General features: G+C 65.0%; 23 protein-coding genes. 12 read left to right on the top strand and 11 right to left on the bottom strand.

The window, feature by feature from the left end:
• Nucleotides 1-83: 83 nt before the first annotated feature.
• Nucleotides 84-875: an EF-hand domain-containing protein gene (locus BCCGELA001_RS24250; RefSeq protein ID WP_008564722.1), complete on the top strand. Its 792-nt coding sequence runs from the start codon at nt 84-86 to the stop codon at nt 873-875.
• Between the two features lie 13 nt (nt 876-888).
• Here the strand turns inward: BCCGELA001_RS24250 and BCCGELA001_RS24245 are convergent, their stop codons facing one another.
• The 3 genes from BCCGELA001_RS24245 to BCCGELA001_RS24235 are packed head-to-tail and all read right to left on the bottom strand — an operon-like array spanning nt 889 to nt 5,052.
• Nucleotides 889-1,101: a KTSC domain-containing protein gene (locus tag BCCGELA001_RS24245; RefSeq protein WP_008564720.1), complete on the bottom strand. Its 213-nt coding sequence runs from the start codon at nt 1,099-1,101 to the stop codon at nt 889-891.
• Between the two features lie 36 nt (nt 1,102-1,137).
• Nucleotides 1,138-2,148 (bottom strand): P1 family peptidase, encoded by a 1,011-nt coding sequence (locus BCCGELA001_RS24240; protein ID WP_008564718.1) that lies wholly within the window; start codon nt 2,146-2,148, stop codon nt 1,138-1,140.
• Between the two features lie 57 nt (nt 2,149-2,205).
• Entirely contained in the window at nt 2,206-5,052 is a 2,847-nt protein-coding gene (locus tag BCCGELA001_RS24235; RefSeq protein ID WP_008564716.1) for a PAS domain S-box protein, read from the bottom strand.
• Between the two features lie 237 nt (nt 5,053-5,289).
• Between BCCGELA001_RS24235 and BCCGELA001_RS24230 the strand changes: the two genes are divergently transcribed.
• Complete coding sequence (locus tag BCCGELA001_RS24230) at nt 5,290-5,676, top strand: response regulator (protein ID WP_008564714.1); 387 nt, start codon at nt 5,290-5,292, stop codon at nt 5,674-5,676.
• A 76-nt stretch (nt 5,677-5,752) separates the two neighbouring features.
• On the opposite strand, the gene BCCGELA001_RS24225 is transcribed toward BCCGELA001_RS24230, so the two are convergent.
• From BCCGELA001_RS24225 to BCCGELA001_RS24205, 5 genes are all read right to left on the bottom strand, one after another.
• Nucleotides 5,753-6,871: a branched-chain amino acid ABC transporter substrate-binding protein gene (locus BCCGELA001_RS24225; RefSeq protein WP_008564711.1), complete on the bottom strand. Its 1,119-nt coding sequence runs from the start codon at nt 6,869-6,871 to the stop codon at nt 5,753-5,755.
• Between the two features lie 171 nt (nt 6,872-7,042).
• Entirely contained in the window at nt 7,043-7,777 is a 735-nt protein-coding gene (locus BCCGELA001_RS24220) for an ABC transporter ATP-binding protein (protein WP_060736492.1), read from the bottom strand.
• Nucleotides 7,774-8,619, bottom strand: a complete 846-nt coding sequence (locus tag BCCGELA001_RS24215) for an ABC transporter ATP-binding protein (RefSeq protein WP_008564699.1) — start codon at nt 8,617-8,619, stop codon at nt 7,774-7,776. The genes BCCGELA001_RS24220 and BCCGELA001_RS24215 overlap by 4 nt, the downstream gene beginning before the upstream one ends.
• Entirely contained in the window at nt 8,616-9,935 is a 1,320-nt protein-coding gene (gene livM, locus BCCGELA001_RS24210; protein WP_060736491.1) for a high-affinity branched-chain amino acid ABC transporter permease LivM, read from the bottom strand. The genes BCCGELA001_RS24215 and livM overlap by 4 nt, the downstream gene beginning before the upstream one ends.
• Nucleotides 9,936-9,946: 11 nt before the next feature.
• A complete protein-coding gene (locus tag BCCGELA001_RS24205) occupies nt 9,947-10,864 on the bottom strand; it encodes an ABC transporter permease subunit (protein ID WP_008564687.1) in 918 nt (305 codons plus the stop codon).
• 261 nt (nt 10,865-11,125) lie between these two features.
• Here BCCGELA001_RS24205 and BCCGELA001_RS38475 point away from each other — a divergent pair, with 261 nt between their 5' ends.
• Nucleotides 11,126-11,293 (top strand): hypothetical protein, encoded by a 168-nt coding sequence (locus BCCGELA001_RS38475; protein ID WP_193409736.1) that lies wholly within the window; start codon nt 11,126-11,128, stop codon nt 11,291-11,293.
• A 185-nt stretch (nt 11,294-11,478) separates the two neighbouring features.
• Entirely contained in the window at nt 11,479-12,003 is a 525-nt protein-coding gene (locus BCCGELA001_RS24195) for a hypothetical protein (RefSeq protein WP_060736490.1), read from the top strand.
• On the opposite strand, the gene BCCGELA001_RS24190 is transcribed toward BCCGELA001_RS24195, so the two are convergent.
• The 3 genes from BCCGELA001_RS24190 to BCCGELA001_RS24180 form a co-directional block, all read right to left on the bottom strand.
• Entirely contained in the window at nt 11,965-12,357 is a 393-nt protein-coding gene (locus tag BCCGELA001_RS24190) for a carboxymuconolactone decarboxylase family protein (protein WP_008564673.1), read from the bottom strand. The two genes, BCCGELA001_RS24195 and BCCGELA001_RS24190, sit on opposite strands and share 39 nt — an antisense overlap.
• Before the next feature lie 114 nt (nt 12,358-12,471).
• Complete coding sequence (pcaD, locus tag BCCGELA001_RS24185) at nt 12,472-13,254, bottom strand: 3-oxoadipate enol-lactonase (protein WP_008564671.1); 783 nt, start codon at nt 13,252-13,254, stop codon at nt 12,472-12,474.
• A 27-nt stretch (nt 13,255-13,281) separates the two neighbouring features.
• A complete protein-coding gene (locus BCCGELA001_RS24180; RefSeq protein WP_060736489.1) occupies nt 13,282-14,637 on the bottom strand; it encodes a 3-carboxy-cis,cis-muconate cycloisomerase in 1,356 nt (451 codons plus the stop codon).
• A 169-nt stretch (nt 14,638-14,806) separates the two neighbouring features.
• Here BCCGELA001_RS24180 and BCCGELA001_RS24175 point away from each other — a divergent pair, with 169 nt between their 5' ends.
• From BCCGELA001_RS24175 to BCCGELA001_RS24140, 8 genes are all read left to right on the top strand, one after another.
• Entirely contained in the window at nt 14,807-15,253 is a 447-nt protein-coding gene (locus BCCGELA001_RS24175) for a CoxG family protein (protein ID WP_008564659.1), read from the top strand.
• A 135-nt stretch (nt 15,254-15,388) separates the two neighbouring features.
• On the top strand, nt 15,389-15,874 hold the full coding sequence (locus BCCGELA001_RS24170) for a (2Fe-2S)-binding protein (protein ID WP_060736488.1): 486 nt from the start codon (nt 15,389-15,391) through the stop codon (nt 15,872-15,874).
• A 32-nt stretch (nt 15,875-15,906) separates the two neighbouring features.
• Nucleotides 15,907-16,713, top strand: a complete 807-nt coding sequence (locus tag BCCGELA001_RS24165) for an FAD binding domain-containing protein (protein WP_008566216.1) — start codon at nt 15,907-15,909, stop codon at nt 16,711-16,713.
• 62 nt (nt 16,714-16,775) lie between these two features.
• The gene (locus tag BCCGELA001_RS24160) at nt 16,776-17,699 is read left to right on the top strand and encodes an AAA family ATPase (RefSeq protein WP_060736487.1); all 924 of its coding nucleotides are present in this window, start codon (nt 16,776-16,778) and stop codon (nt 17,697-17,699) included.
• 98 nt (nt 17,700-17,797) lie between these two features.
• Nucleotides 17,798-19,000, top strand: coding sequence for a vWA domain-containing protein (locus BCCGELA001_RS24155; protein WP_008564653.1), 1,203 nt, complete (start codon nt 17,798-17,800; stop codon nt 18,998-19,000).
• A gap of 10 nt (nt 19,001-19,010) precedes the next feature.
• On the top strand, nt 19,011-19,334 hold the full coding sequence (locus BCCGELA001_RS24150; RefSeq protein ID WP_008564652.1) for an XdhC family protein: 324 nt from the start codon (nt 19,011-19,013) through the stop codon (nt 19,332-19,334).
• 2 nt (nt 19,335-19,336) lie between these two features.
• Complete coding sequence (locus BCCGELA001_RS24145; protein ID WP_060736486.1) at nt 19,337-20,038, top strand: XdhC family protein; 702 nt, start codon at nt 19,337-19,339, stop codon at nt 20,036-20,038.
• Nucleotides 20,035-21,639 carry an NTP transferase domain-containing protein gene (locus BCCGELA001_RS24140; RefSeq protein ID WP_060736485.1) on the top strand — a complete coding sequence of 535 codons (1,605 nt, stop codon included), beginning with the start codon at nt 20,035-20,037 and terminating at the stop codon, nt 21,637-21,639. Before BCCGELA001_RS24145 ends, BCCGELA001_RS24140 begins: the two co-directional genes overlap by 4 nt.
• The last annotated feature ends 32 nt before the right edge of the window (nt 21,640-21,671 follow it).

The following is a 21,671-nucleotide window of genomic DNA, read 5'->3' as shown; positions in this document are numbered from 1 at the left end:
GAGCTTTTTTCGCTGGCACGACGCTTGCTGACGTCAACTTCGGAACATTGGCCGCGGCATGCCGCGTCAGTTGGAGTTGTGCAATGTTGTTCGCCCTTGGCGCGGTATCGAGTGCGCTCGACGCGATCCAGTCGCTGACGAACTCGAAATCGTCCTCCTCGACGCAGAAGACGGGATCGTCCCAAGGCGCGGCCAATCCGTTTGCGATTGACAGCGGCAGCAGCACGACCAGCGGCGCGACCTCGTCGGTCAATTCGAGCCGGTATCCGCAGATCTCGCCGGAGACGATGAACGCGCTGTTCGCGGCGCAGAGCCAGTCGGCCGACGGTGCGAGCAGCTCGACCTCATCGGGCTCGGCGTCCTCGACGTCGAAGGGCCGGGAGGCTGCGCTGAAGGATCTGTTCTCGCAAATCGATGCGGACGGCGACGGCAAGATCACCAAGTCCGAGTTCGAGGAGGCGCTCGGTGCCGGCGGCACCAATCTGGCGCAGGCCGACGACGTGTTCTCGAAGATGGATGCCAACTCCGACGACAGCATCAACCTCGACGAAATGACGAAGGCACTGACGGGCGGCCGTCATGGGCATCATGCGCAGGGCGCTGACGGCTCGGGTGACGCCTCGGGCGGCGGATCAGGCTCGAAGGCGAGCGGCGGATCGACCTCGACGACGACGACCAATGCGGACGGCTCGACCACCACCACCGTCACCTATGCCGACGGCTTCAAGATGTCGACGACGGTGCCGGGCGCCTCCAGCTCTTCAAATGCCAATGGTGGCGGCAATTCACCTTATGACTGGTTCGGACAGATGATGCAGCGCCAGGCGCAGTCCGCGGCGGGATCGGCGGCTTCATCGATGTCGATGAGTGTGTGAGCGGGACTCCAGGCTAGCCCGCGTATTCGCGCGTGATGTCCCGATAGGCATAACGGTCGCGGATTTCGCGGTTGAAGAATGAGCCCTTCGAGAACGCATCCCTGAACGCGGCCGCGACCTCGGCCGGCACGTCCTCGTAGACATACAGGCGCCCGCTGACGAAGGTCACCTTCAGCTCGCGCGTGTCGGGCGCATAGCGAAAGAAGCGGATCACTGACGACGGCATGACGGTGCACCTTGGCCCCGCCGGGATAACGCCTTGTCAGGCGTTTCGTTGCGATCCGAACCGGTCCTGCCACGCCGGCTGCGCACCGGGGAACGGCAGGGCGGTCGCGCCGTAAACGCCGCGGGCGATCGCGCGCGCGACCACATTGGCTGCGACCGTACCGAGTTCGGTCAGGCCGGCCAGCGGCTCGATCGGTTTGTCGCAGGTCGCGGCGGCGAACAGCACGTCGCCGTCAGTCGGCGCATGCACCGGATAGATCGCGCGGGCGAAGCCGGTATGCGCGATCATCGCCAGCCGCTTGGCCTGGGGCTTGGTCAGCACCGCGTCGGTGACGACGGCGCCGATGGTGGTGTTTTCGCGGGCGTTCACCGCGGGACCGCCCTTGATGCGCATGCGGAGCATGTCGTCCGTGAACTTGTCCGGCAGCCCGCGTCCGCCGAATTCGCCGTCCACCTCGAACGGTGCGGCCCAGAACCACGGTCCGTTGCCGACGGTGACGCTGCCCACCGCGTTGACGGCGACGATCGCCGCGACTTTGACGCCGCTTGGTGTCACAGCCGAGGCCGAGCCGAGCCCGCCCTTGAACGTCGCGGTGGTGGCCCCTAAGCCGGCACCGACGCTGCCGAGCGCAAAGTCCGAGCTGGCAGCGGCTGCCGCCGCGTAGCCGAGGTCGCGATAGGGCGAGAAGCGTCCCCAGGCCTTGTCGCCGCCGTTGAGGAGGTCGAACAGAATCGCGCCCGGCACGATCGGAATCAGGGCTTCGCGCACCCGGTGGCCGCGGCCCTGCTCGGCCAGCCAAGCCTGCACGCCGCCGCCGGTATCGAGGCCGAAGGCAGAGCCGCCCGACAGCGCGATCGCGTCGACGCGCTCGACGGTGTTGGCGAGATCGAGCAGTGCGTCTTCGCGCGTGCCCGGGCCTCCGCCGCGCACGTCGATCGCGGCGACCGCAGGGGCGTCGAAGATGATCGCGGTCGTGCCCGATGCGACCTTCGCATCTTCGGCATGGCCGACACGGACGCCGGCGATGTCGGTGAGGAGATTCTTCAAGCCGGCCTCGCGATCTGAAAGAGTTCACCTCTGCGATAGCGCAGAGGTGCCGCAGGCTCAACTGGCGAGCGCCGTCCTGAGCATCTTGGCGAGCTCGGATTTGCGATAGGGCTTGGCCAGCAGCAACACGCCGGAATCAAGCCGGCCGTGATGGACGATGGCATTCTCGGTGTAGCCCGAGGTGAACAACGTCTTGAGGTCGGGGCGGCGCCGGGCCGCTTCGTCGGCAAGCTGCCGGCCGTTCATGTTGCCCGGCATGATGATGTCGGTGAAGAGCAGGTCGATGGTCTTGTCACTGTCGAGGATGGTGAGGGCCTCCGCGCCGTTGGCGGCCTCGAGCGCGGTATAGCCGAGACTCTTGACCTGAGTCACAACATATTGCCGCACCAAAGCGTCATCCTCGACGATCAGAATCTTCTCGTTGCCGCCGGTGATGGGCGCATTTTGGAGCGCCTCGTACTCGGTCTCCAGCACCCCGGTCGAGCGCGGCAGGTAGATCTTCACGCTCGTGCCGTGGCCGACCTCGCTGTAGATCTTGACGTGGCCCCCCGACTGCTTGACGAAGCCGAACACCATGCTCAAGCCGAGGCCAGTGCCCTTACCGACCTCCTTGGTGGTGAAGAACGGATCGAAGACCCGATCGATCAGGTCCGGCGGGATTCCGCTGCCGGTGTCGCTGACCGCGATCATCACGTAGTTGCCCGCGACCATGTCGGGATTCATGCTGGCGTAGCCGTCGTCGAGGAAGATGTTGCGGGTCTCCAGCACCAGGGTGCCGCCGTCGGGCATGGCGTCGCGCGCATTCAGCGCGAGATTGAGGATCGCAGTAGAGAGCTGGCCCGGATCGACCAGCGTCGGCCAAGCGTCCTCGGTGAGCTGAGGCATGATCGTGATCTGCTCGCCCAGCGTCGGATGCAGCAGCTTGGCGGCTTCGAGCGCCAGCGCGTTGACGTCGATCTCGCGCGGCTGGAGCGGCTGCTTGCGCGCAAAGGCGAGCAGGTGCTTGGTCAGCTGCGCGCCGCGCTCGGCGGCATCGTCAATCAGCTTGGTGATGGCGGCAAGCTCTGGCCGGTCGGCGACGGCGTCGCTGAGAATGCCGATCGTGCCCGTGATCACGGTCAGCACGTTGTTGAAGTCGTGGGCGACGCCTCCGGTCAATTGGCCGATCGAATCCATCTTCTGGACCTGCCGGAGCTGCGCCTCGGCAGCCTGCTTGTCGGTGAGGTCGCGTCCGATGAAGAAATGGCGCTTCACCGGCTCCGACCAGGTGCCCATCCAGTTCAGCGTAACCTCGTGACCGTCGTAGTGGTAGTAGCGCGCCTCGAAACTGCGCTTGACCGCGCCGCGGCGGGCAGCCCGCATCTCGCTCCGCGTCTTCTCGAGGTCGTCGGGATGAATGAACTCGGTCGCGCTGTGCCCGACCATGTCCTCGGGACTGTAACCAAGGATGTTCTCCACGCTCGGGCTGACCTGGATAAAATTGCCGTAGCCATCGGTGACCAGGATCAGATCTTGCGACGTCTCGAAGATGCGTTGGCGTTCTTCGGTCTCGCGGCGCAGCTTCTCGCGCGCCTGCTTTTCCTCGGTGATGTCATGGGCGATCTTGGAAGCGCCGATGACCTCGCCCTGATCCGTGCGCAGGGGGGAAATATTCAGCACCACGTCGAGCGGACGTCCGTCTTTTCGAATGCGGATCGTTTCGTGCTGGGCGATCGACTCGTTGCTGGCGATCCGGTTGAGGATGCTCCTGACTTCGCCCTTGCGGTCCGGCGGCACGATAATATCGATCGGCTGGCCGACGGCTTCAGCGGCGGAATAGCCGAACAACTGCTCGGCGGCCTTGTTCCAGCCGGTGATGATACCGTCGAGCGTCTTCGTGATGATGGCATCGTTGGAGGATTCGACTACCGCCCCGTACAGCGCGAGGCGCTTGCCGAAATAGTCGCGTTCCGAAGCCGATTGCTGCCGGAGCCGGCCGACAAGGCCCACCGTGTGCGCCTGCAGGCGGACATTCTCGATGAGAAGCACCGCAAGCACGAAGGTCGCCGCGGCGAGGCCGTAAAGCCGGCCGGCATAGAAACCGAGGTCGAAGCGTGCGACGTTGATGATCGCCGACAGCGCGATGTCGAACAGCCAGGCGCACATGACCACCATGAGCCAGATGTCGATCACCGAATGCGGCTTGCGGAACCAGAGTGAGACGAGCGCAGCAAAGCTCAGCGACCACACGAAGGACACGACGCCGATCATGGTCGGGGTGTAGTGGCCGTCGCGCAGCAGGACCGGAAGCAGATCGTGCCCTGCAGTGACCATCCAGCCGAACACCGCAATCGCGGCGACGACGCCGAGCACGCTGGCATAGATCGCGCTGTTGGCGGTCATCCGAACGCGGGCGCCCCCATCCTTCTCCTTCAGCCAGGCATAACCCACCACGCACAGCGGAAAGCCCGCGTGCCAGATCATGTAGAGCCAGACCGTCGTCTGGCGGCCCGCGCCAAACAGGCCGGTCGGTGTGAACAGCCCGGGGAAGGTGAGGGCGTGGAGCACGGCGGCCGCAGCGGTGAAAAGATAGCCGGTCGCGAGCCACAGCAGCGCGCGGGTCCGCAAGACCGCAAATTGCGACAACAGCAGCACTGCCGTGACGATGTCGCTCACGGCAAGGGCCGATTGATAGCTCGCGACGAAGGCGGGAACTGGCAGTAGTGCGATACCGGCGAAGGGTGCGGCCATCGCGAACAGAATCGACGAGATGCCGACGATCGTCAGGGCCGCGGCACGGTCGGTCGAGGTGGCCGGCAGGGTCGAAAGAAATGTGCTTCGATCGATCGTCGCCGGCACGTCCACCTCTTGCAGGTCGATCTTGGGCGGGATTTTTGGCAAGCTTTTGGACAGGCTCTTGAGCATCTCAGCTCGTCTCGTTCCGCTAGTTGTGGGCTTATGGTAGCGGGTTCTAGGCGCGGTTTGTGAACGGAACCGGTTACGACTCAACCGACGGTTACAGCTTACTTAATCTCGGTAGGAGCACGGAATAGGGATCGGGTAAGGAGGGCTTGACGGGGTGGTGTCATAATGCCCCTCCGCCGTTTCGAGTTCCAGGCTTGAGTCGGAGGATTCTGATCTGGATACCGGGAGTTGTTCCCAATGCCTCGCGTTCTCATCATCGACGACCAGACGGACGTCCGCGCGATGATCGCCATGGTGCTCCGGGTCAATCGGTTCGAAGCCGTGGAGGCCGAGAGTGGTGCAGCCGGGCTGAAAGCCTTTGCGGAAGGTTCCTTTGACGCGGCGATCGTCGACATCTTCCTCGGCGACACCAGCGGCGTCGATGTCATCGCGGGTCTGCGCGAACGGGCGCCGGCGCTTCCCGTCATCGCGGTCTCCGGGATGACGGCGCTCGATTTCATGGAGCAATCGCCACACCTCGCCAATGTGGCCTGTTTGCAAAAGCCGTTTCGGCCGAACGATCTCTTGCAAGCCCTGCGGAAGGCCCAGGCCGCGGCGGGCGGCGAGCTGCCCGAAACCGTCTGATCCTGTCGCAAGACAAAACGCCCCGGGGCAAGCCGGGGCGTGATGATGATTGAGAGATCGAGGTCAAAGCCAACGGCTAGGTGCCGTTGCCGCTGATCTCGGCGTAACCGCCCTTCGCGTCCCACTTGTAGACGACGTAGTCGATCTGCTTGATGTCGCCCTTGGCGTCATACTCGATCGGGCCGATCACGGTGTCCCACTTGCCGGCCTTCACCGCCTCCATGACCTTCTTGGCGTCGGTGGTGCCGGCCTTCTTCGCGGCCTGCGACCAGACCTGCATCGCCGCGTAGGTGTAGAGCGTGTAGCCCTCGGGATCGATGCCCTTGGCCTTAAAGGCCTCGACGATCTTCTTCGCCGTCGGCTTGTTGCGCGGATCGGGACCGAAGGTAAACAGCGTGCCTTCGCCCGCCGGACCGGTGATGGAGGCGTACTCCTTGTCGGCGAGCGCGTCGCCGGCCATCAGCACGGTCTTGAGGCCCTGGTCGCGCATCTGACGCAGGATCAGGCCGCTTTCCTGATGATAGCCGCCGACATAGACGAGGTCGATGTTGTCACGCTTCAGGCGCGAGACGATCGCGTTGAAGTCCTTGTCGCCCTTGTTGTAGGACTCATACATCTTCTCGGTGATGCCGGCCTTGTTGAGCGCCTTCTTGGTCTCGTCGGCAAGACCCTTGCCGTAGGTGGTCTTGTCGTTGAGGATCGCGATGTTCTTGCCCTTGTAGTTCTTGGCAATGTACTGCGCCGCGATCAGGCCCTGCTGGTCGTCACGGCCGCAGACGCGGGCCACGTTCCAGAGCTTGCGCTCGGTGAACAGCGGATTGGTCGAGGCCGGCGTGATCTGGAGCACGTTGCCGTCGGCATAGGCTTCGGAGGCGGGGATCGACGACGACGAGCAATAGTGCCCGGCCACGAACGGGATTTTCGCGCCGGCGATCTTCTCGGCAATCGAGCGCGCCTGCTTCGGATCGCAGGCGTCGTCCTCGACGGAGAGCGCCAGCTTCTTGCCATTGACACCGCCGGCGGCGTTGATGTCGGTCACGGCCATCTCGGCGCCGTTCTTCATCTGGCGGCCGAAGGCGGACTCGCCGCCGGTCATCGGGCCTGCGACTGCGACGGTGACATCCTGCGCGAATGCCGCGCTCGACAGCGCGAGCGATGCGCCGAATGCCAGACCGATGAGCTTCAGTGATTTCATGAGATACCTCGCGGGTGGTCGCCTGTGGAAGTTGCCGGGGCACGCCCGGTCCAAACCGGCGCCATTCTTGAATGAAATCGCCGAGAAGTCACCGGCAAAATACGGGCAGCGGCGGAGATATCTCGCCACATTCGGCCGCACGTCATTCGACTTGGTGGCCCTTGGCGGGCCTCAGCCGTGCCGGCCGCCTTCCAAGTAGGCGGCGCGAATCTCTGGGCGCTGCAACAACTCCGCCCCGGTCCCGGCCAGCGTGATCAGGCCATTGACCATGACATAACCGCGATGGGCGAGCTTGAGTGCGTGGTTGGCGTTCTGCTCCACGATCAGGACGGTGAGGCCGTCTTGCCGATTCAGGGTGCGGATTGCATCGAAAATCTGGCGCGCGATCAGCGGCGCGAGGCCGAGAGAGGGCTCGTCGAGCAGGAGCAGCCGGGGACGGCTCATCAGCGCGCGACCGATCGCCAGCATCTGCTGCTCGCCGCCGGACAGGGTCCCGCCGCGCTGGGCGTAGCGTTCCTTCAGCCGCGGAAACAGCGTGAACACGCGCTGCAGCGTCGCCTCGCGTTCGGCCTCCGTGCATCCGGTGGCGTCCGCCCCCATCTGGAGGTTTTCCGCCACGCTCATGCGCGGGAAGATGCGGCGGCCTTCCGGCGATTGCGCAATGCGCAAATGCGCGATCTCGTGGGTGGGGACGTCGGTGATGTCGCGGCCTTCGTAAACGATGTGGCCGGCGCGGGCGCGCGGCTTGCCGAAAATCGTCATCATCAGGGTCGATTTGCCGGCGCCATTGGCGCCGATCAGCGCGACGATCTCGCCAGCGTTGATCTCGACGTCGACGCCTTTCAGCGCCTCGATCTTGCCGTAGGCGGCGCGAAGACCGCGGATCGCGAGCAGGGGCGACGTCACGACCCGCTCTCCATCACGGCCACGGCCTCGTCCTCGTCGGCGCCGAGATAGGCGGCGATCACCTTGGGATCGTCGCGGACCTCGCGCGGCGTGCCTTCCGCGATCTTGACGCCGTGGTCCATCACCACGATGTGGTCGGAAATCTCCATGACCACGGACATGTCGTGCTCGATCAGCAGGATCGAGGTGCCGAGCTCGTCGCGGATCGACAGCAACAGCTCGCTCAGGGCCGCGCTCTCGCGGGCATTGAGACCGGCGGCAGGCTCGTCCAGGCACAGCAGCGCGGGCTCGGTGCACATGGCGCGTGCGATTTCGAGCCGGCGCTGGTCGCCATAGGCGAAATTGCCGGCGGCATCGTCGGCGCGCTCGAGCAGATTGACCCGCTTGAGCCAGTCGGTGGCGAGATCGATGGCGCGCTTTTCGGCGTCGCGATAGGCTGGGACGCCGAGGAGGCCGAGGAGGGTGAAGCCCGAAGCGCGCATAAGTACGTTGTGCTGCGCCACCATTAGGTTTTCCAGCGCGGTCATTCCGGGAAACAGACGGATGTTCTGGAACGTGCGCGCGACCTTGGCCTGCTTGGCGATGCGAAAGTCGTTGAGCCGATCCAGCGCGATCACCCCGCCGTCGTCGTGGGTCAGGCTGATGCTGCCGCCGCTCGGCTTGTAGAAGCCGGTGATGCAGTTGAAGACCGTGGTCTTGCCGGCGCCGTTCGGCCCGATCAGCGCGGTGATCTTCTTGCGCTCGGCTGCGAAGGACAGGTCCTGCACGGCGACGATGCCGCCGAAGCGCATGGTGAGCCGGTCGACGCCAAGAATCTTGTCGTTCGCCTTGCCGCCGCTCATCCGTGCCCTTCCTTGACGAGCTCGGAGGAGATCGCCTTTGCCTTGGTTAGGTACACAGTCGGGGCGCGATGGCCGATCAGGCCGCGCGGTCGCCAGATCATGATCAGGACCATCGACATGCCGAACACCAGCATGCGGTAGTTCTCGAGACCGCGGAACAGCTCGAAGCCGCCGATCAGGGCGAGAGCCGCGAGGGCGACGCCGAGCTGCGAGCCCATGCCGCCGAGCACGACGATGGCGAGGACCAGGGCCGATTCCTGGAAGGTGAACGATTCCGGGCTGATGAAGCCCTGGCGCGTCGCAAAGAACGCGCCGGCGAAGCCGCCGAACATGGCGCCCGTCGCGAACGCCGTGAGCTTGGTGGTCGTGGTGTTGATGCCGAGCGCCCGGCAGGCCACCTCGTCCTCGCGCAGGGCTTCCCAGGCCCGGCCGATCGGCAGGCGGCGCAGACGGATCGTCACCCAGTTGGTGAGCAGCGCGAGCGCCAGGATCAGGTAGAACAGGAAGATGATGCGGTGGGTCGCCGAATACTCGATGCCGAGCCTGAAGGCGAGCCCCTCATCGCTCCTGTCGAGCGGGATGCCGAAGAAGGACGGGCGCGGAATGCCGCTGACGCCGTTGGGCCCGCCCGTGAGCTCCTGCCAGTTGATGATGACGAGGCGGATGATCTCGCCGAAGGCCAGCGTCACGATGGCAAGGTAATCGCCGCGCAGGCGCAGCACGGGAAAGCCGAGCAGCACGCCCCAGAACGCAGCGAGGATGCCGGCGAGCGGCAGGCAAATCCAGAACGACCAGCCGAAATTGGTGGCGAGCAGCCCGTAGGAATAGGCGCCGACGGCGTAGAACGCGACATAGCCGAGGTCGAGCAGGCCGGCGAGGCCGACCACGACGTTCAATCCCCAGCCCAGCATGACGTAGGTGAGCACGAGGATCGCGAGGTCGAGGATGTAGCGCTGGTTATAGAAGATCACAGGCACCAGCAGGGTGAAGATCAGCAGCGCCGGCGCGAGGTAGCGGCCGATGAATGACACGCCGCTCTGCACCGCCGACGGCACCAGTCTCTCGGTGCCGGTCGGGCCGATCCATTGTCTGAGCAGTTCGATCACGATCGAGCCGCCGAACACGATCGCGACGAGGGACGCAAGCTCCCCGAAGCGCGTCCAATAGGTGAGCTGGCCGGACGAGCCCGCCTCGGTGCGAACGCCGACCATCAGCGAGAACAGCACCAGCGCGATCAGCGCGTTGATGACGGCCGTCTTCAGGAGGGAGGCGATGCCCGTTGTGGATTTGACCGTCTTGGTCGAGGAAGCTGTCACGCGGCGGTCCGTCAGACTTTTTCGACTTCGGGGCGACCGAGAAGGCCGGTCGGCATGAAGATCAGTACGACGATCAGGATCGAGAACGCCGCGACGTCCTTGTACTCGACTGAGAAATAGGCCGACCAGAACGTCTCGATCAGGCCGATCGCCAGCCCGCCGAGCATGGCGCCCGGCAGCGAGCCGATGCCGCCGAGCACCGCTGCGGTGAAGGCCTTGATGCCGGCGACGAAGCCCATGAAGAAATCGACCAGGCCATAGTAGAGCAGGTACATCAGGCCGGCGACCGCGGCGAGCGCGGCCCCGATCACGAAGGTCATAGAGATGGTGCGGTCGACGTCGACGCCGAGCAGCGCCGCCATCGTCTGGTCCTGCTCGCAGGCGCGCATGTCGCGCCCGAGGCGGGTGCTCGACACCAGCCAGGTGAAGAGCGCCAGCAGCACGATTGTGGTGATGACCACCATGATCTGAATATTGGAGAGCTGAATCACGAAGCCGTCCGGGCTCTCGTGCAGGGTGTAACCGCCGGTGATGAAGGGCGGGATCGGCTTGACACGGGCGCCCTGCGCGACCTGGGAGTAATTGGTCAGCACAAAGGACATGCCGATCGCCGACAGCATCGGGGCGAGGCGGAAGGAATGGCGCAGCGGCCGGTAGGCGATGCGCTCGATGGTCCAGCCATAGAGCGCGGTGATCGCCATCGAGACCAGGAGCACGATCAGCAGGATCAGGGGGATTGCTGTCAGGCCGAACGAGATCAGGATCAGGAAGGTGATGAGGGCGATGAAGCCGCCGATCATGAAGACGTCGCCATGAGCGAAGTTGATCATGCCGACGATGCCGTAGACCATCGTGTAGCCGATTGCGATCAGGCCGTAGATGGAGCCGAGCACGAGGCCGTTGATGAGCTGCTGGGCGAAATAATCCATGGCTGCCGTTACCACACCTGACGCGGCTCAAAGGGAGCTCTTGAGAAAGAGTTCTTGGGCCCCGGCAGCCCTTGAGCGCTCTTCCGGTTTTGTAACAGGAGGGAACTGGCGGCCGCAACTGGCCAAGCCTCGGCACAAAGGCTTGTACAGAGATCATTTCGCGCTTGAGTTCCAGCAAGGGAAGGAACCGGGTTCCGGCGCAACCAATCTGGAGGCCGGCCGTTATCTTTCTTCTGACGTCCAACAAGGGAGTTTCCCCGAATGACGAAGCAGCAGAACCAGAATCCGGGCCAGCAGAGTCAGAACCCCGGCCAGCGTAATCCGCAGCAGCAGGGTGGCGGCCAGAAACCCGGACAGCAGCAGCAGGACCCGATGCGCCAGGGCGATCGTCCCGGCCAGCAGCAGGGTGGCCAGCGCGATCAGGAATAGCGAGTTTGGGAACCCAGTGTGACGAAAGGCCCCGCCGAAAGGCGGGGCCTTTTCCTGTTGGGGACGGTCCACTCGGGCAGTTAAGGTAAACAAAGGGTTTAAATTGCCGCCGCAGTCTGATGCGAGTTAGCTCCCCCGAGGCCGCCTTCCGCTGAAGGCGGTCGGCCAATCAGGCGGGAAGCGGCATGTTCAGGAATTGGCGAATCGATTCGGTCAACGGCGCGCTGCTGGCGGCCTACTTCATTCCGGTCTGGACCCTCGTCGCCTTCAACATCATCGTGGCACCGGTGCACGGCCTCTACGAGCGGCCGAGCGTCGCGGTGGCGCTGTTCCTGAGCGACCATCTCCAGATGGCGGGGATGGACACGGTGCGCGCCGCTTGGCTGCTGGCGCTCGGACGGCTGACGGTGGTGGCGTTCTTAGCGATCTATCTCGTGCTGCTCTGCATCCCTCGGACACGGAAGAATGGCGGCAGCGACGAGGCGCTGGGCATTGCGCTGGCGATCGGCAGCCTGCTCTCGTTTGTCAGCATGGTGATGGCCTCGAAGGTCGGTGAGATGGCCGCGCTCCGGCTGCACGCCACCGAGTTCCTGCTGCTGCTCGGTGCTGCCATCGTGCTCGTGATCGAGAAGCCGGAGGCAGCGCCAAAGACTGTCGAGAGCGCCGCTCCCCTAGGTCTTGAGCAGGCCGAGCTCCTGCACAATCGTTGAGGCCTCCTTGACGGCGTGGTTGACCGCCGGCACGCCGCAATAGATCGCCTGCTGCAGCAGGATCTCCTTGATATCCTCGGCCGTGAAGCCGCCCTCGGCGAGCGCTGCGCGTACATGCAGGCGGAATTCGTCCCATTGCCCGAGCGCAACCATGGTGCCGATCACCAGCACCCGCCGCGTGCGCTCGTCGAAATGCGGCCGAGTCCAGATCTCGCCCCAGGCGTAACGGGTGATCATGTCCTGGAAGTCGGTGTTGAAGGCGTTGCGGTTCGCGATCGACTTGTCGACCCAGGCAGTGCCCAGCACCTTTCGGCGCACATTCATACCGGCATCGCGGCGCTTCTGGTCGTCCATTGTCTTTCCTCCTCTCCGTCATTGCGAGCGCAGCGAAGCAATCCAGAGTGTCTCCGCGGAGGGATTTCTGGATTGCTTCGTCGCTACGCTCCTCGCAATGACGGTCTTGTGTGACTAGCGCTGCGTCAAGAATCCGACCACCGCATCCGTGAATGCATGCGGCTGTTCGACGTTGGAAATGTGGGCGGCGTCGATGATGGTCATGCTGGCGCCGGGAATGTTCGCGCGGATCAGTTCGCCCGCCGAGATCGGCGTCGCCATGTCGTGGCGGCCGGCGATCACCAGCGTCGGGCTCTTGATCTTGGCAAGCAGCGCGCGCTGGTCCAGCGTCGACAGCGCCTCGCAGCAGGCGAGATAACCCTCGACAGGGGAGGCCAGCAGCATCGACTTCATCTTCGCGGTGATCTCAGGCTCGCGCTCGCGGAAATCCGCCGTCAGCCAGCCGGCGATCACGGCATCGGCGACCGCCGCGATGCCGCCCTTCTTCACGGCATCGATGCGCTCCAGCCATTTGGTCGGTTCGGCATAATAGCAGGAGGTGTTGGCGAGGATGAGCTTGCCGAAGCGCTCCGGCGCGTTCGCGCCCAGCCATTGCCCGACCATGCCGCCCATCGACAGGCCGCACCAATGCACCTTCTCGATGTTGAGGTCGTCGAGGATCGCGAGCACGTCGCGGCCAAAGCGCTCCATGGTGTAGGGACCGGCCGGGACGCTCGACTTGCCGTGACCTCGTCGGTCGTAGCGGATGACGCGGAACACCTGCGCCAGCGCCTTCATCTGCGGCTCCCACATCTGAAGCGTGCAGCCGAGCGAGTTGGAAAGCATCAAGGTCGGCCCGCCGTCGCGGCCCTCGACGGAGACGTTGAGCAGGCATCCGTCGGCATCGATCATGGGCATGCAGCGTCTCCGTCGTATGTGCAGTTCTTATTCACGGTCGAGACTGTCGAGCAGCCGGTCGATTAGGGCCTGGGAAGCCCCTTGATAGGCCATCGGCTCGAACAATGCCGCAATTTTTTCCCGCGGCAGATGCGCGGTGACGAGCGAATCGGCCGACAGCACCTCGCGCAGATGCTTCTTCTCGGCGACGGCGCGCTTGCTGGCGGCCTCGATCAGATGATGTGCATCGCTCTTGCCGATTGTCTCGGCCAGCGCAAAGGTCACCGCTTCAGCCATGATCAACCCGTGCGTCGCATCGAGATTGCTGCGCATCCGCGCGGCATCGATTTCGAGGCCTTCTGCAATGTCGACGATGGCGGCCAGCGCCCCCGAGGTGACCAGCATCAACTGCGGCAGCGTCGGCCATTCCGCGTGCCACGGACCGGCACTGCGCTCGTGATCCTGTACCTGCGCGGCCAAAATCGTGGCGGCGAGCTGCGGGGCCATGGTGGCAGCGCCCAATGCGCTGGCGGCGGCGACCGGGTTGCGCTTGTGCGGCATGGTCGAGGAGCCGCCGCGGCCTTCACCGGCGGGCTCGAACGCTTCGGCGACGTCGGTCTGCATCAGCAGCAACACGTCGCGCGCGATCTTGCCGCAGCTGCCGGCGAGGATGGCGAAGCTGGAAGCGGCCTCCGCGATGCGATCGCGATGGGTATGCCAGGGCGCTTCGGGCAGTGGCAGGTTCAGCTCATGCGCCAGCCGCTCGGCGACCACGAGCCCCTTGTCACCGAGTGCGGCGAGCGTGCCGGCGGCGCCGCCGAATTGTAGCGCAAGGCCCTCGCGGGCGAGCCGCCTGAGACGGCAACGGGCGCGGGCGAGGCTTGCAGCGTATTCGGCAGCCTTCAGGCCGAACGGCATCGGCAGTGCGTGCTGGAGCCAGGTCCGCGCCACCATCGCGGTGGTACGATGGGTGCGCGCCAGTGCCGCAAAGCCCTTGATGGCGCGGCTGAGGTCGGCATCCAGCACCCCGATGCCGGCGCGCAGCGTGAGCATCGTCGCGGTGTCGATGACGTCCTGGCTGGTCGCGCCCCAGTGCACGAAGCGCGCGGCCTCCGCGTCGGCCTTGCCGACATTGGCAGTCAGCGCCTTGACCAGCGGAATCGCGAGATTGCCTGATCGCGTTGCGGCCTCGGCCAGAGCGGCCATGTCAAAGGCATCAGCCTTGCAGGCGGACGCGATCGCCCCCACCGCGGATGCCGGAATCACGCCCGTGGCGGCCTCGGCCCGGGCCAGAGCTGCCTCGAAATCGAGCATGTTCTGCAGGGTCGAACGATCGTCGCAGGCCGCGCGCATGGCCGCGCTCGACAGCATCGGGGCAAGCAGAGGGGAGAGGGATGTACTCATGTCGTGCGGGACCTAACCACCACGCCCGGCCTGTGCCAATCCCAAACCATTGACGCAAGCTTTTTGCAGTTGCGAATATGCATTGCACGTGACCGGCGGGCGCCCTTTCCTTTATGGCCTCCGTGCGTTACTTGAACAGCATTATAGTTATGCGATCCGGGAGGCACCCATGGCCATGACGATGAACGGCGAAGTCCAACTTGCGGCGCCGCGCGAGGCCGTGTGGGACAAGCTCAACGATCCCGAAGTTTTGAAGGCCTGCATTCCCGGCTGCGAGGAGCTGGAGAAGACCGACGACGGCGGCTTTCGCGCGACGGCCAAAATGAAGGTCGGCCCCGTGTCCGCGCGCTTCAAGGGCAAGGTCACGCTGTCCGATCTCGACCCGCCCAACGGCTACAAGATCTCCGGTGAAGGCGAGGGCGGGGTGGCCGGCTTCGCCAAGGGTGGGGCGGCCGTCAGGCTCGCGGAGAAGGACGGCGGCACGCTGCTCTCCTACGATGTCGAGGCACAGATCGGCGGCAAGTTGGCGCAGCTCGGTCAGCGCCTCATCAACGGTGCGGCCAAAAAGCTGGCCGACGAATTTTTTGCGAACTTCGCCAAGGCGGTACAGGGCTGAAGGCTATCGGCTTTCGGCATGGCGGCTTGCGCCCGGGGTGATGTTGCCCCCGGGCATATTGGCCCATATGATGGGTTGGAATAACTATAAGAACCGCTTCGACGGGACCCGTTGGGGCGCTGATAGAGAGTGCTTATGGCAAAAATCTCCCTCATCGTGAACGGCAATCCAGTCACGGCCAACGTCGATCCCCGCACCCTCCTGGTGCAGTTCCTGCGCGAGAATCTGCGGCTGACCGGCACGCATGTCGGCTGCGACACCTCGCAGTGCGGCGCCTGCGTCGTGCATCTCGACGGCAAGGCCGTGAAGTCCTGCACCACGCTGGCGGTGATGGCCGACGGCCACGAGGTCAAGACGATCGAGGGATTGGCCGCGGACGGTGCGCCGCTGCATCCGATGCAGGAGGCATTCCGCGAGCATCATGGCCTTCAGTGCGGCTTCTGCACGCCCGGCATGATCATGACTGCGATCGATATCGTGCATCGTAAGGGTCATGAGCTTGACGATCACACCATCCGTGAAGAGCTGGAAGGCAATCTCTGCCGCTGCACCGGCTACCAGAACATCGTCTCTTCGATCTCCGCCGGCGCCAAGGCGATGGCGAAATCCGACCTTGCGTAAACCGCGCACGCATTCCGCGATCAGGACACCCCATGTACGAATTCAAATATCATCGTCCCGGCACCGTGCGGCAGGCGGCCAATCTGCTGGTGAAGAACGAGGACGCCAAGGTCATCGCCGGCGGCCACACGCTGATTCCCGTCATGAAGCAGCGCCTCGCCAGCCCGCCGCACCTCGTCGACCTCTCTCACATCGAGGGGCTCAACGCGATCGAGATGAAGGGCCGCTCGCTGGTGATCGGCGCCACCGCCAGGCACGCCGAGGTCGCGAGCTCCGCCGTCGTCGGTGAAGCGATCCCGGCGCTGGCGAATCTCGCGAGCCAGATCGGCGATCCCGCGGTGCGTCACAAGGGCACGATCGGCGGTTCGCTCGCCAACAACGATCCGACCGCGGACTATCCGGCTGCCGTGCTCGCGTTGGGCGCCACCATCGTGACGAACAAGCGCCGCCTCAAGGCGGAAGAATTTTTCCAGGGCCTGTTCTCCACCGCGCTCGAAGCCGACGAGATCATCACCAAGATCATGTTCCCGCTGCCGAAGAAGGCGGCTTACATCAAATTCCGCAACCAGGCCTCGCGCTACGCGCTGGTCGGCGTGTTCGTGGCGCGGCGTCCGTCGGACGTGCGGGTCGCCGTCACCGGTGCGGGCTCCGAAGGCGTGTTCCGCGTGGCCGCGTTCGAGGAGGCCCTGAAGAAGCGCTTCTCGGCCAAGGCGCTCGACGGCATCACGGTGCCGGCGGAAGGCCTCAACAGCGACATCCACGGCAGCGCCGAGTACCGCGCGCATCTCATTGGCGTGCTGACGCGCCGCGCCGTCGACGCCGCCAATGCCAAGGAATGAGCTGACCTCATTCCTCGGCCCAGATCTGTCCCCAGTGAGGGCGTAGCGAGACTGGCTATTTCATGACTTCAGCGGCCAATTCTTCCGGTGCTTTGCCGGCATCGGTCGATGCGATGCTCGAACTGCTGACGTCGCGCGGCTATCTCGCCGAGCGGTCGCTGGCGACGGTGACCTATCTGTCGCTGCGCATGGGCCGGCCGCTGTTCCTGGAAGGCGAAGCCGGCGTCGGCAAGACCGAGATCGCCAAGGTGCTCTCGGCGGCGCTGGGGCGGAAGCTGATCCGCCTCCAGTGCTACGAAGGCCTCGATGTCTCCTCCGCGGTCTATGAGTGGAACAGCGCCGCGCAGATGATCGCGATCCGGATGGCGGAAGCTGCCGGCGACACCGATCGCGACCAGCTCTCGAGCGACATCTTCGCCGATCGCTACATGATCAAGCGGCCGCTGCTGCAGGCGCTGGAGCCCGACGTCGCCGGCCCGCCGGTGCTCTTGATCGACGAACTGGACCGCGCCGACGAAGCATTCGAGGCTTACCTGCTCGAGATCCTCAGCGACTTCCAGGTGACCATCCCCGAATTTGGCACGGTGAAGGCGCCGAGCCCGCCGATCGTCATCATCACCTCCAACCGCACCCGCGAGATCCACGACGCGCTGAAGCGGCGCTGTCTCTATCACTGGGTCGACTATCCCGCCGCAGAGCGCGAGCTCGCGATCGTCAAGACGCGCGTGCCCGGCATTTCCGCGAAGCTGTCGCAGCAGGTCGTGCGCTTCGTCCAAGCGCTGCGCAACCAGGACTTCTACAAGTCGCCAGGTGTCGCCGAGACCATCGATTGGGCCACCGCATTGTCAGAGCTGGACGCCCGCTCGCTGACCCCGCAAGTGGTCGGCGACACCCTGGGCGCGCTGCTCAAATACCAGGACGACATCACGCGGATGCAGGGCGACACCTTGCAGAAGGTGCTGAAGGACGCGACGAGCGAGAATTAGTTTGGTCGTTCCGGGGCGATGCGGAGCATCGAACCCGGAACCTCGAGATTCCGGGTTCACGCTTCGCGGCTCCGGAATGACGGCAAGGGCGACACACCATGGCCATCAACCACCTTGCCCCCGAGCAAACCGAGCAGTTCGCCGACAACATCGTCGGCTTTGCCCGCGCGCTGCGGGCGGCGGGAATGCCGGTGGGCCCGGGGGCCGTCATCGATGCCATGAGCGCGCTGCAGGTGATCGACATCGGCAGCCGCGGCGACGTTTTCACCACGTTGGAGGCGATCTTCGTCAAGCGCCACGAGCATGCGCTGATCTTCAAGCAGGCTTTCAACCTGTTCTTCCGCGCCTCGGAGGAGTGGAAGCACATGCTGGATTCGGTACCGCTGCCGGAGCAGGCGAGGAAGAAGCCGCAGGCAGGCTCCCGCCGTGTTCAGGAGGCGATGTCGCAGCCGCGCATGACGGAGACTCCGCAGCACCAGGAGCAGGATCTGCGCCTGTCGGTCTCCGACAAGGAGATCCTCCAGAAGAAGGATTTTGCACAGATGAGCGCGGCGGAGATCGCGGAAGCCTTGCGCGCCGTCGAGAAGATGCACCTGCCGCAGGCGGAGCTGCTGACGCGGCGGCGCCGGCCCGATCCGCACGGTCTTCGGCTCGACCTGCGCCGGACGCTGCGTGCCTCCTTGCGCACCGGCGGCGACATCATCGACATCCACCGCCTCGGGCGGATCGAGAAGCCGGCGCCGATCGTAGCGCTGCTCGATATCTCGGGCTCGATGAGCGAGTACACCCGCCTGTTCCTGCATTTCCTGCATGCCATCACCGATGCTCGCAAGCGCGTCTCGGTGTTCCTGTTCGGCACCCGCCTCACCAACGTCACGCGCGCTTTGCGCCAGCGCGACCCCGACGAAGCGCTCGCGAGCTGCTCGGCGGCGGTGGAGGATTGGGCCGGCGGCACGCGGATCTCGGCCTCGCTGCACAACTTCAACAAATTGTGGGCGCGGCGCGTGCTGAGCCAGGGCGCCATCGTGCTCCTGATCTCCGACGGGCTGGAGCGCGAGGCCGATTCCAAACTGGCCTTCGAGATGGACCGGCTGCACCGATCCTGCCGGCGGCTGATCTGGCTGAACCCGCTGCTCCGGTTCGGCGGCTTCGAGGCCAAGGCCCAGGGCATCAAAATGATGCTGCCGCACGTTGACGAATTCCGCCCGGTACATAATTTGAGTTCGATCCAGGAGCTGATCACAACGCTCTCCCGGCCGCTGCCGCCGCATCACCGCAGCCTGATCCGCTCCGCAGCTTGAGAGGCACACCATGCTCGATCGCGACGAGGATATCCTGAAGGCGGCGGAAGACTGGCAGAAGGCCGGCCGTGGCGTCGCGCTGGCGACGGTGGTGGAGACCTGGGGCTCGGCCCCGCGCCCGGCGGGCTCGAGCCTCGTCATCAACGACGAGGGCACGTTCCTGGGGTCCGTCTCCGGCGGCTGCGTCGAAGGCGCCGTGGTCACCGAGGCCATGGACGTGATCGAGAGCGGCAAGCCCAAGATGCTGGAGTTCGGCGTCGCCGACGAGACCGCCTGGAATGTCGGCCTGTCCTGCGGCGGCACCATCCGCGTCTTCGTCGAGAAGGTCGGTTAGCCGTGAAGCTCGCGATCCTGCACGAACTCAATTCCGAGCGCGCCGCGCGCCGGCCCGTGATCTTGGTGACGGACACCGATAGCGGCGAGCAGCGCCTAGTGAAGGCCACGGATTTTGCCAAGGATCCGCTGCGCGCCGAGCTGGAAAAGCAGCTGCGCATGGGCAAGAGCGCCAATGTCGAGGCCGGCGGCAAGAAGCTGTTCCTCAACGTCTATGCGCCGACCGCAAAACTCGTCATCATCGGCGCGGTCCATATCAGCCAGGCCCTGGCGCCGCTGGCGCGCTCGCTTGGCTATGACGTTACCGTGGTCGATCCCCGCACGGCCTTTGCCAGCCCCGAGCGCTTTCCCGACATTCCGCTGATCGCGGAGTGGCCCGATACTGCGCTGCCGCCGCTCAATGTCGATGCCTACACCGCCTTCGTCGCGGTGACGCACGATCCGAAGATCGACGATCCCGCGTTGCTGCATGCCTTCGAGCGCAACTGCTTCTACATCGGCGCGCTCGGCTCGCGGAAGACGCATGCCAAGCGCGGCGACCGGCTGCGGGCGCAAGGCGCCAAGGAAAGCGACATCGCGCGCATCCATGCGCCGATCGGACTTGCGATCGGCGCGGTTTCGCCGTCCGAGATCGCGGTGGCAATCATGGCCGAGATCACGGCGGTGCTTCGGCTGCCGCCGAAGGAAAAAGAAGAAGCGGCATGAAGTTCGGACCGGCGAGCCCCAAGGATGCGATTGGCGGGGTGACCGTTCACACCCTGCGTCAGGGACCGCTGGTGCTGAAAAAAGGCACGACGATCGGTCCTGCCGAGGTCGAGGCGCTGGAGCGTGCCGGCATCAAGGACATCGTCGTGGTGCGGATGGAGGAGGGCGACGTCTCCGAGGACGTTGCGGCCGCCAGCATCGCGCTCGCAATCGGCGGCGACGGCATCCATGTCGAGCGCGCCTTCACCGGCCGCGCCAATCTGTTCGCCGCGCGCGCTGGCGTGCTGGTGATCGACCGCGCCGCGGTCGACCGCATCAACAATATCGACGAGGCCATCACCTTTGCCACGCTTTCGGCCTACAAGCCGGTGGTCGAGGGCGAGATGGTCGGCACCGTCAAGATCATCCCGTTCGGCGTCGAAGGAAGCTTGCGAGATGACGCGGTGAAGGCCGCCGGCAAGGACGTGCTGAAGGTCGCCCCTTACGTCATCAAGCGTGTCGGCGTGGTCTCGACATTGCTGCCGGGCCTGTCATCCAAGGTGATCGACAAGACGCTGCGGGTCACCGCCGAGCGGCTCGCGCCCGCCGGCGCCGGCATCATTGCCGAGCGGCGCGTCCCGCATGAGGAGCAGGCGCTATCGGCCGCGATCAAGGAGCTGCTCACACTCGGTGCGGAGCTCGTGATCGTCTTCGGCGCTTCCGCGATCGCCGACCGCCGCGACGTGATTCCGGCGGCCGTCACCTTCATTGGCGGCGAGATCGAGCATTTCGGCATGCCGGTCGATCCCGGCAATCTGCTTCTGATCGCCCGCGCCGGCAATGTGCCGGTGCTGGGCGCGCCGGGCTGTGCGCGCTCGCCGGTCGAGAACGGGTTCGACTGGGTCTTGATGCGGCTGCTCGCCGGCATCGAGGTGACGCGGTCCGAACTGATGGGCATGGGCGTCGGCGGCCTGCTGATGGAGATCGTCACGCGCCCGCAGCCGCGCGCCAAGCCGGAGACCGAGGGCAACAGCCAGGTCGCCGCTATCGTGCTGGCGGCCGGCCGCTCCACCCGCATGGGTGGGCCGAACAAGCTGCTCGCCGAGTTCGACGGCAAGAAGCTGGTGCGGATCGCGACCGAGCAGGCGCTCGCCTCCAAGGCATCGGAGGTGATCGTCGTCACGGGACATCAGGCCGAGCTGGTCGAGCAGGCGCTGCAAGGCCTGAAGGTCAAATTCGTCCGCAATCCGGATTTCGCCGGAGGCATCGCGAGTTCGGTCAAGGCCGGTATCGCCGCTGCGCCCGAGTCTTGCGACGGCGCCGTGGTGTGCCTCGGAGACATGCCGCTGATCGATGCCGGCCTGATCGACCGTCTCATCGACAGTTTTGCGCCCGACCGCGGCAATCTCATTGTCGTGCCCGTCAGCGAAGGCCGTCGCGGCAATCCCGTGCTGTGGTCGCGCCGCTTCTTCAAGGAATTGATGACGCTCGACGGCGACGTCGGCGCACGTCATCTGATCGCCAAGCACACTGAAGCGGTGGCCGAAGTGCCCGTCGATGGCGAGAGCGCCTTCCTCGACATCGACACGCCGCAGGCGCTGGAAGCGGCAAGACGGGGTTAGGCTGCGTCGGGTGGATTACCTTCGCTAATGCA

Origin of the sequence: Bradyrhizobium sp. CCGE-LA001 (assembly GCF_000296215.2) — a bacterium.
In the GTDB taxonomy this organism is placed as follows: Bacteria; Pseudomonadota; Alphaproteobacteria; order Rhizobiales; family Xanthobacteraceae; genus Bradyrhizobium.
Note: the sequence above shows the minus strand (reverse complement) of the source record. Positions and strands in the feature narration are given on the sequence as shown.

Coding starts and splice junctions, on each gene's coding strand:
- BCCGELA001_RS24175 (WP_008564659.1), top strand. CDS start 14,807: ATGGCCATGACGATGAACGGCGAAGTCCAACTTGCGGCGCCGCGCGAG.
- BCCGELA001_RS24225 (WP_008564711.1), bottom strand. CDS start 6,871: ATGAAATCACTGAAGCTCATCGGTCTGGCATTCGGCGCATCGCTCGCG.
- BCCGELA001_RS24230 (WP_008564714.1), top strand. CDS start 5,290: ATGCCTCGCGTTCTCATCATCGACGACCAGACGGACGTCCGCGCGATG.
- BCCGELA001_RS24250 (WP_008564722.1), top strand. CDS start 84: ATGTTGTTCGCCCTTGGCGCGGTATCGAGTGCGCTCGACGCGATCCAG.
- BCCGELA001_RS24160 (WP_060736487.1), top strand. CDS start 16,776: ATGACTTCAGCGGCCAATTCTTCCGGTGCTTTGCCGGCATCGGTCGAT.
- BCCGELA001_RS24190 (WP_008564673.1), bottom strand. CDS start 12,357: ATGGACGACCAGAAGCGCCGCGATGCCGGTATGAATGTGCGCCGAAAG.
- BCCGELA001_RS24195 (WP_060736490.1), top strand. CDS start 11,479: ATGTTCAGGAATTGGCGAATCGATTCGGTCAACGGCGCGCTGCTGGCG.
- BCCGELA001_RS24245 (WP_008564720.1), bottom strand. CDS start 1,101: ATGCCGTCGTCAGTGATCCGCTTCTTTCGCTATGCGCCCGACACGCGC.
- BCCGELA001_RS24205 (WP_008564687.1), bottom strand. CDS start 10,864: ATGGATTATTTCGCCCAGCAGCTCATCAACGGCCTCGTGCTCGGCTCC.
- BCCGELA001_RS24165 (WP_008566216.1), top strand. CDS start 15,907: ATGTACGAATTCAAATATCATCGTCCCGGCACCGTGCGGCAGGCGGCC.
- pcaD (WP_008564671.1), bottom strand. CDS start 13,254: ATGCCCATGATCGATGCCGACGGATGCCTGCTCAACGTCTCCGTCGAG.
- BCCGELA001_RS24215 (WP_008564699.1), bottom strand. CDS start 8,619: ATGAGCGGCGGCAAGGCGAACGACAAGATTCTTGGCGTCGACCGGCTC.
- BCCGELA001_RS24235 (WP_008564716.1), bottom strand. CDS start 5,052: ATGCTCAAGAGCCTGTCCAAAAGCTTGCCAAAAATCCCGCCCAAGATC.
- BCCGELA001_RS24140 (WP_060736485.1), top strand. CDS start 20,035: ATGAAGTTCGGACCGGCGAGCCCCAAGGATGCGATTGGCGGGGTGACC.
- BCCGELA001_RS38475 (WP_193409736.1), top strand. CDS start 11,126: ATGACGAAGCAGCAGAACCAGAATCCGGGCCAGCAGAGTCAGAACCCC.
- BCCGELA001_RS24170 (WP_060736488.1), top strand. CDS start 15,389: ATGGCAAAAATCTCCCTCATCGTGAACGGCAATCCAGTCACGGCCAAC.
- BCCGELA001_RS24180 (WP_060736489.1), bottom strand. CDS start 14,637: ATGAGTACATCCCTCTCCCCTCTGCTTGCCCCGATGCTGTCGAGCGCG.
- BCCGELA001_RS24150 (WP_008564652.1), top strand. CDS start 19,011: ATGCTCGATCGCGACGAGGATATCCTGAAGGCGGCGGAAGACTGGCAG.
- BCCGELA001_RS24155 (WP_008564653.1), top strand. CDS start 17,798: ATGGCCATCAACCACCTTGCCCCCGAGCAAACCGAGCAGTTCGCCGAC.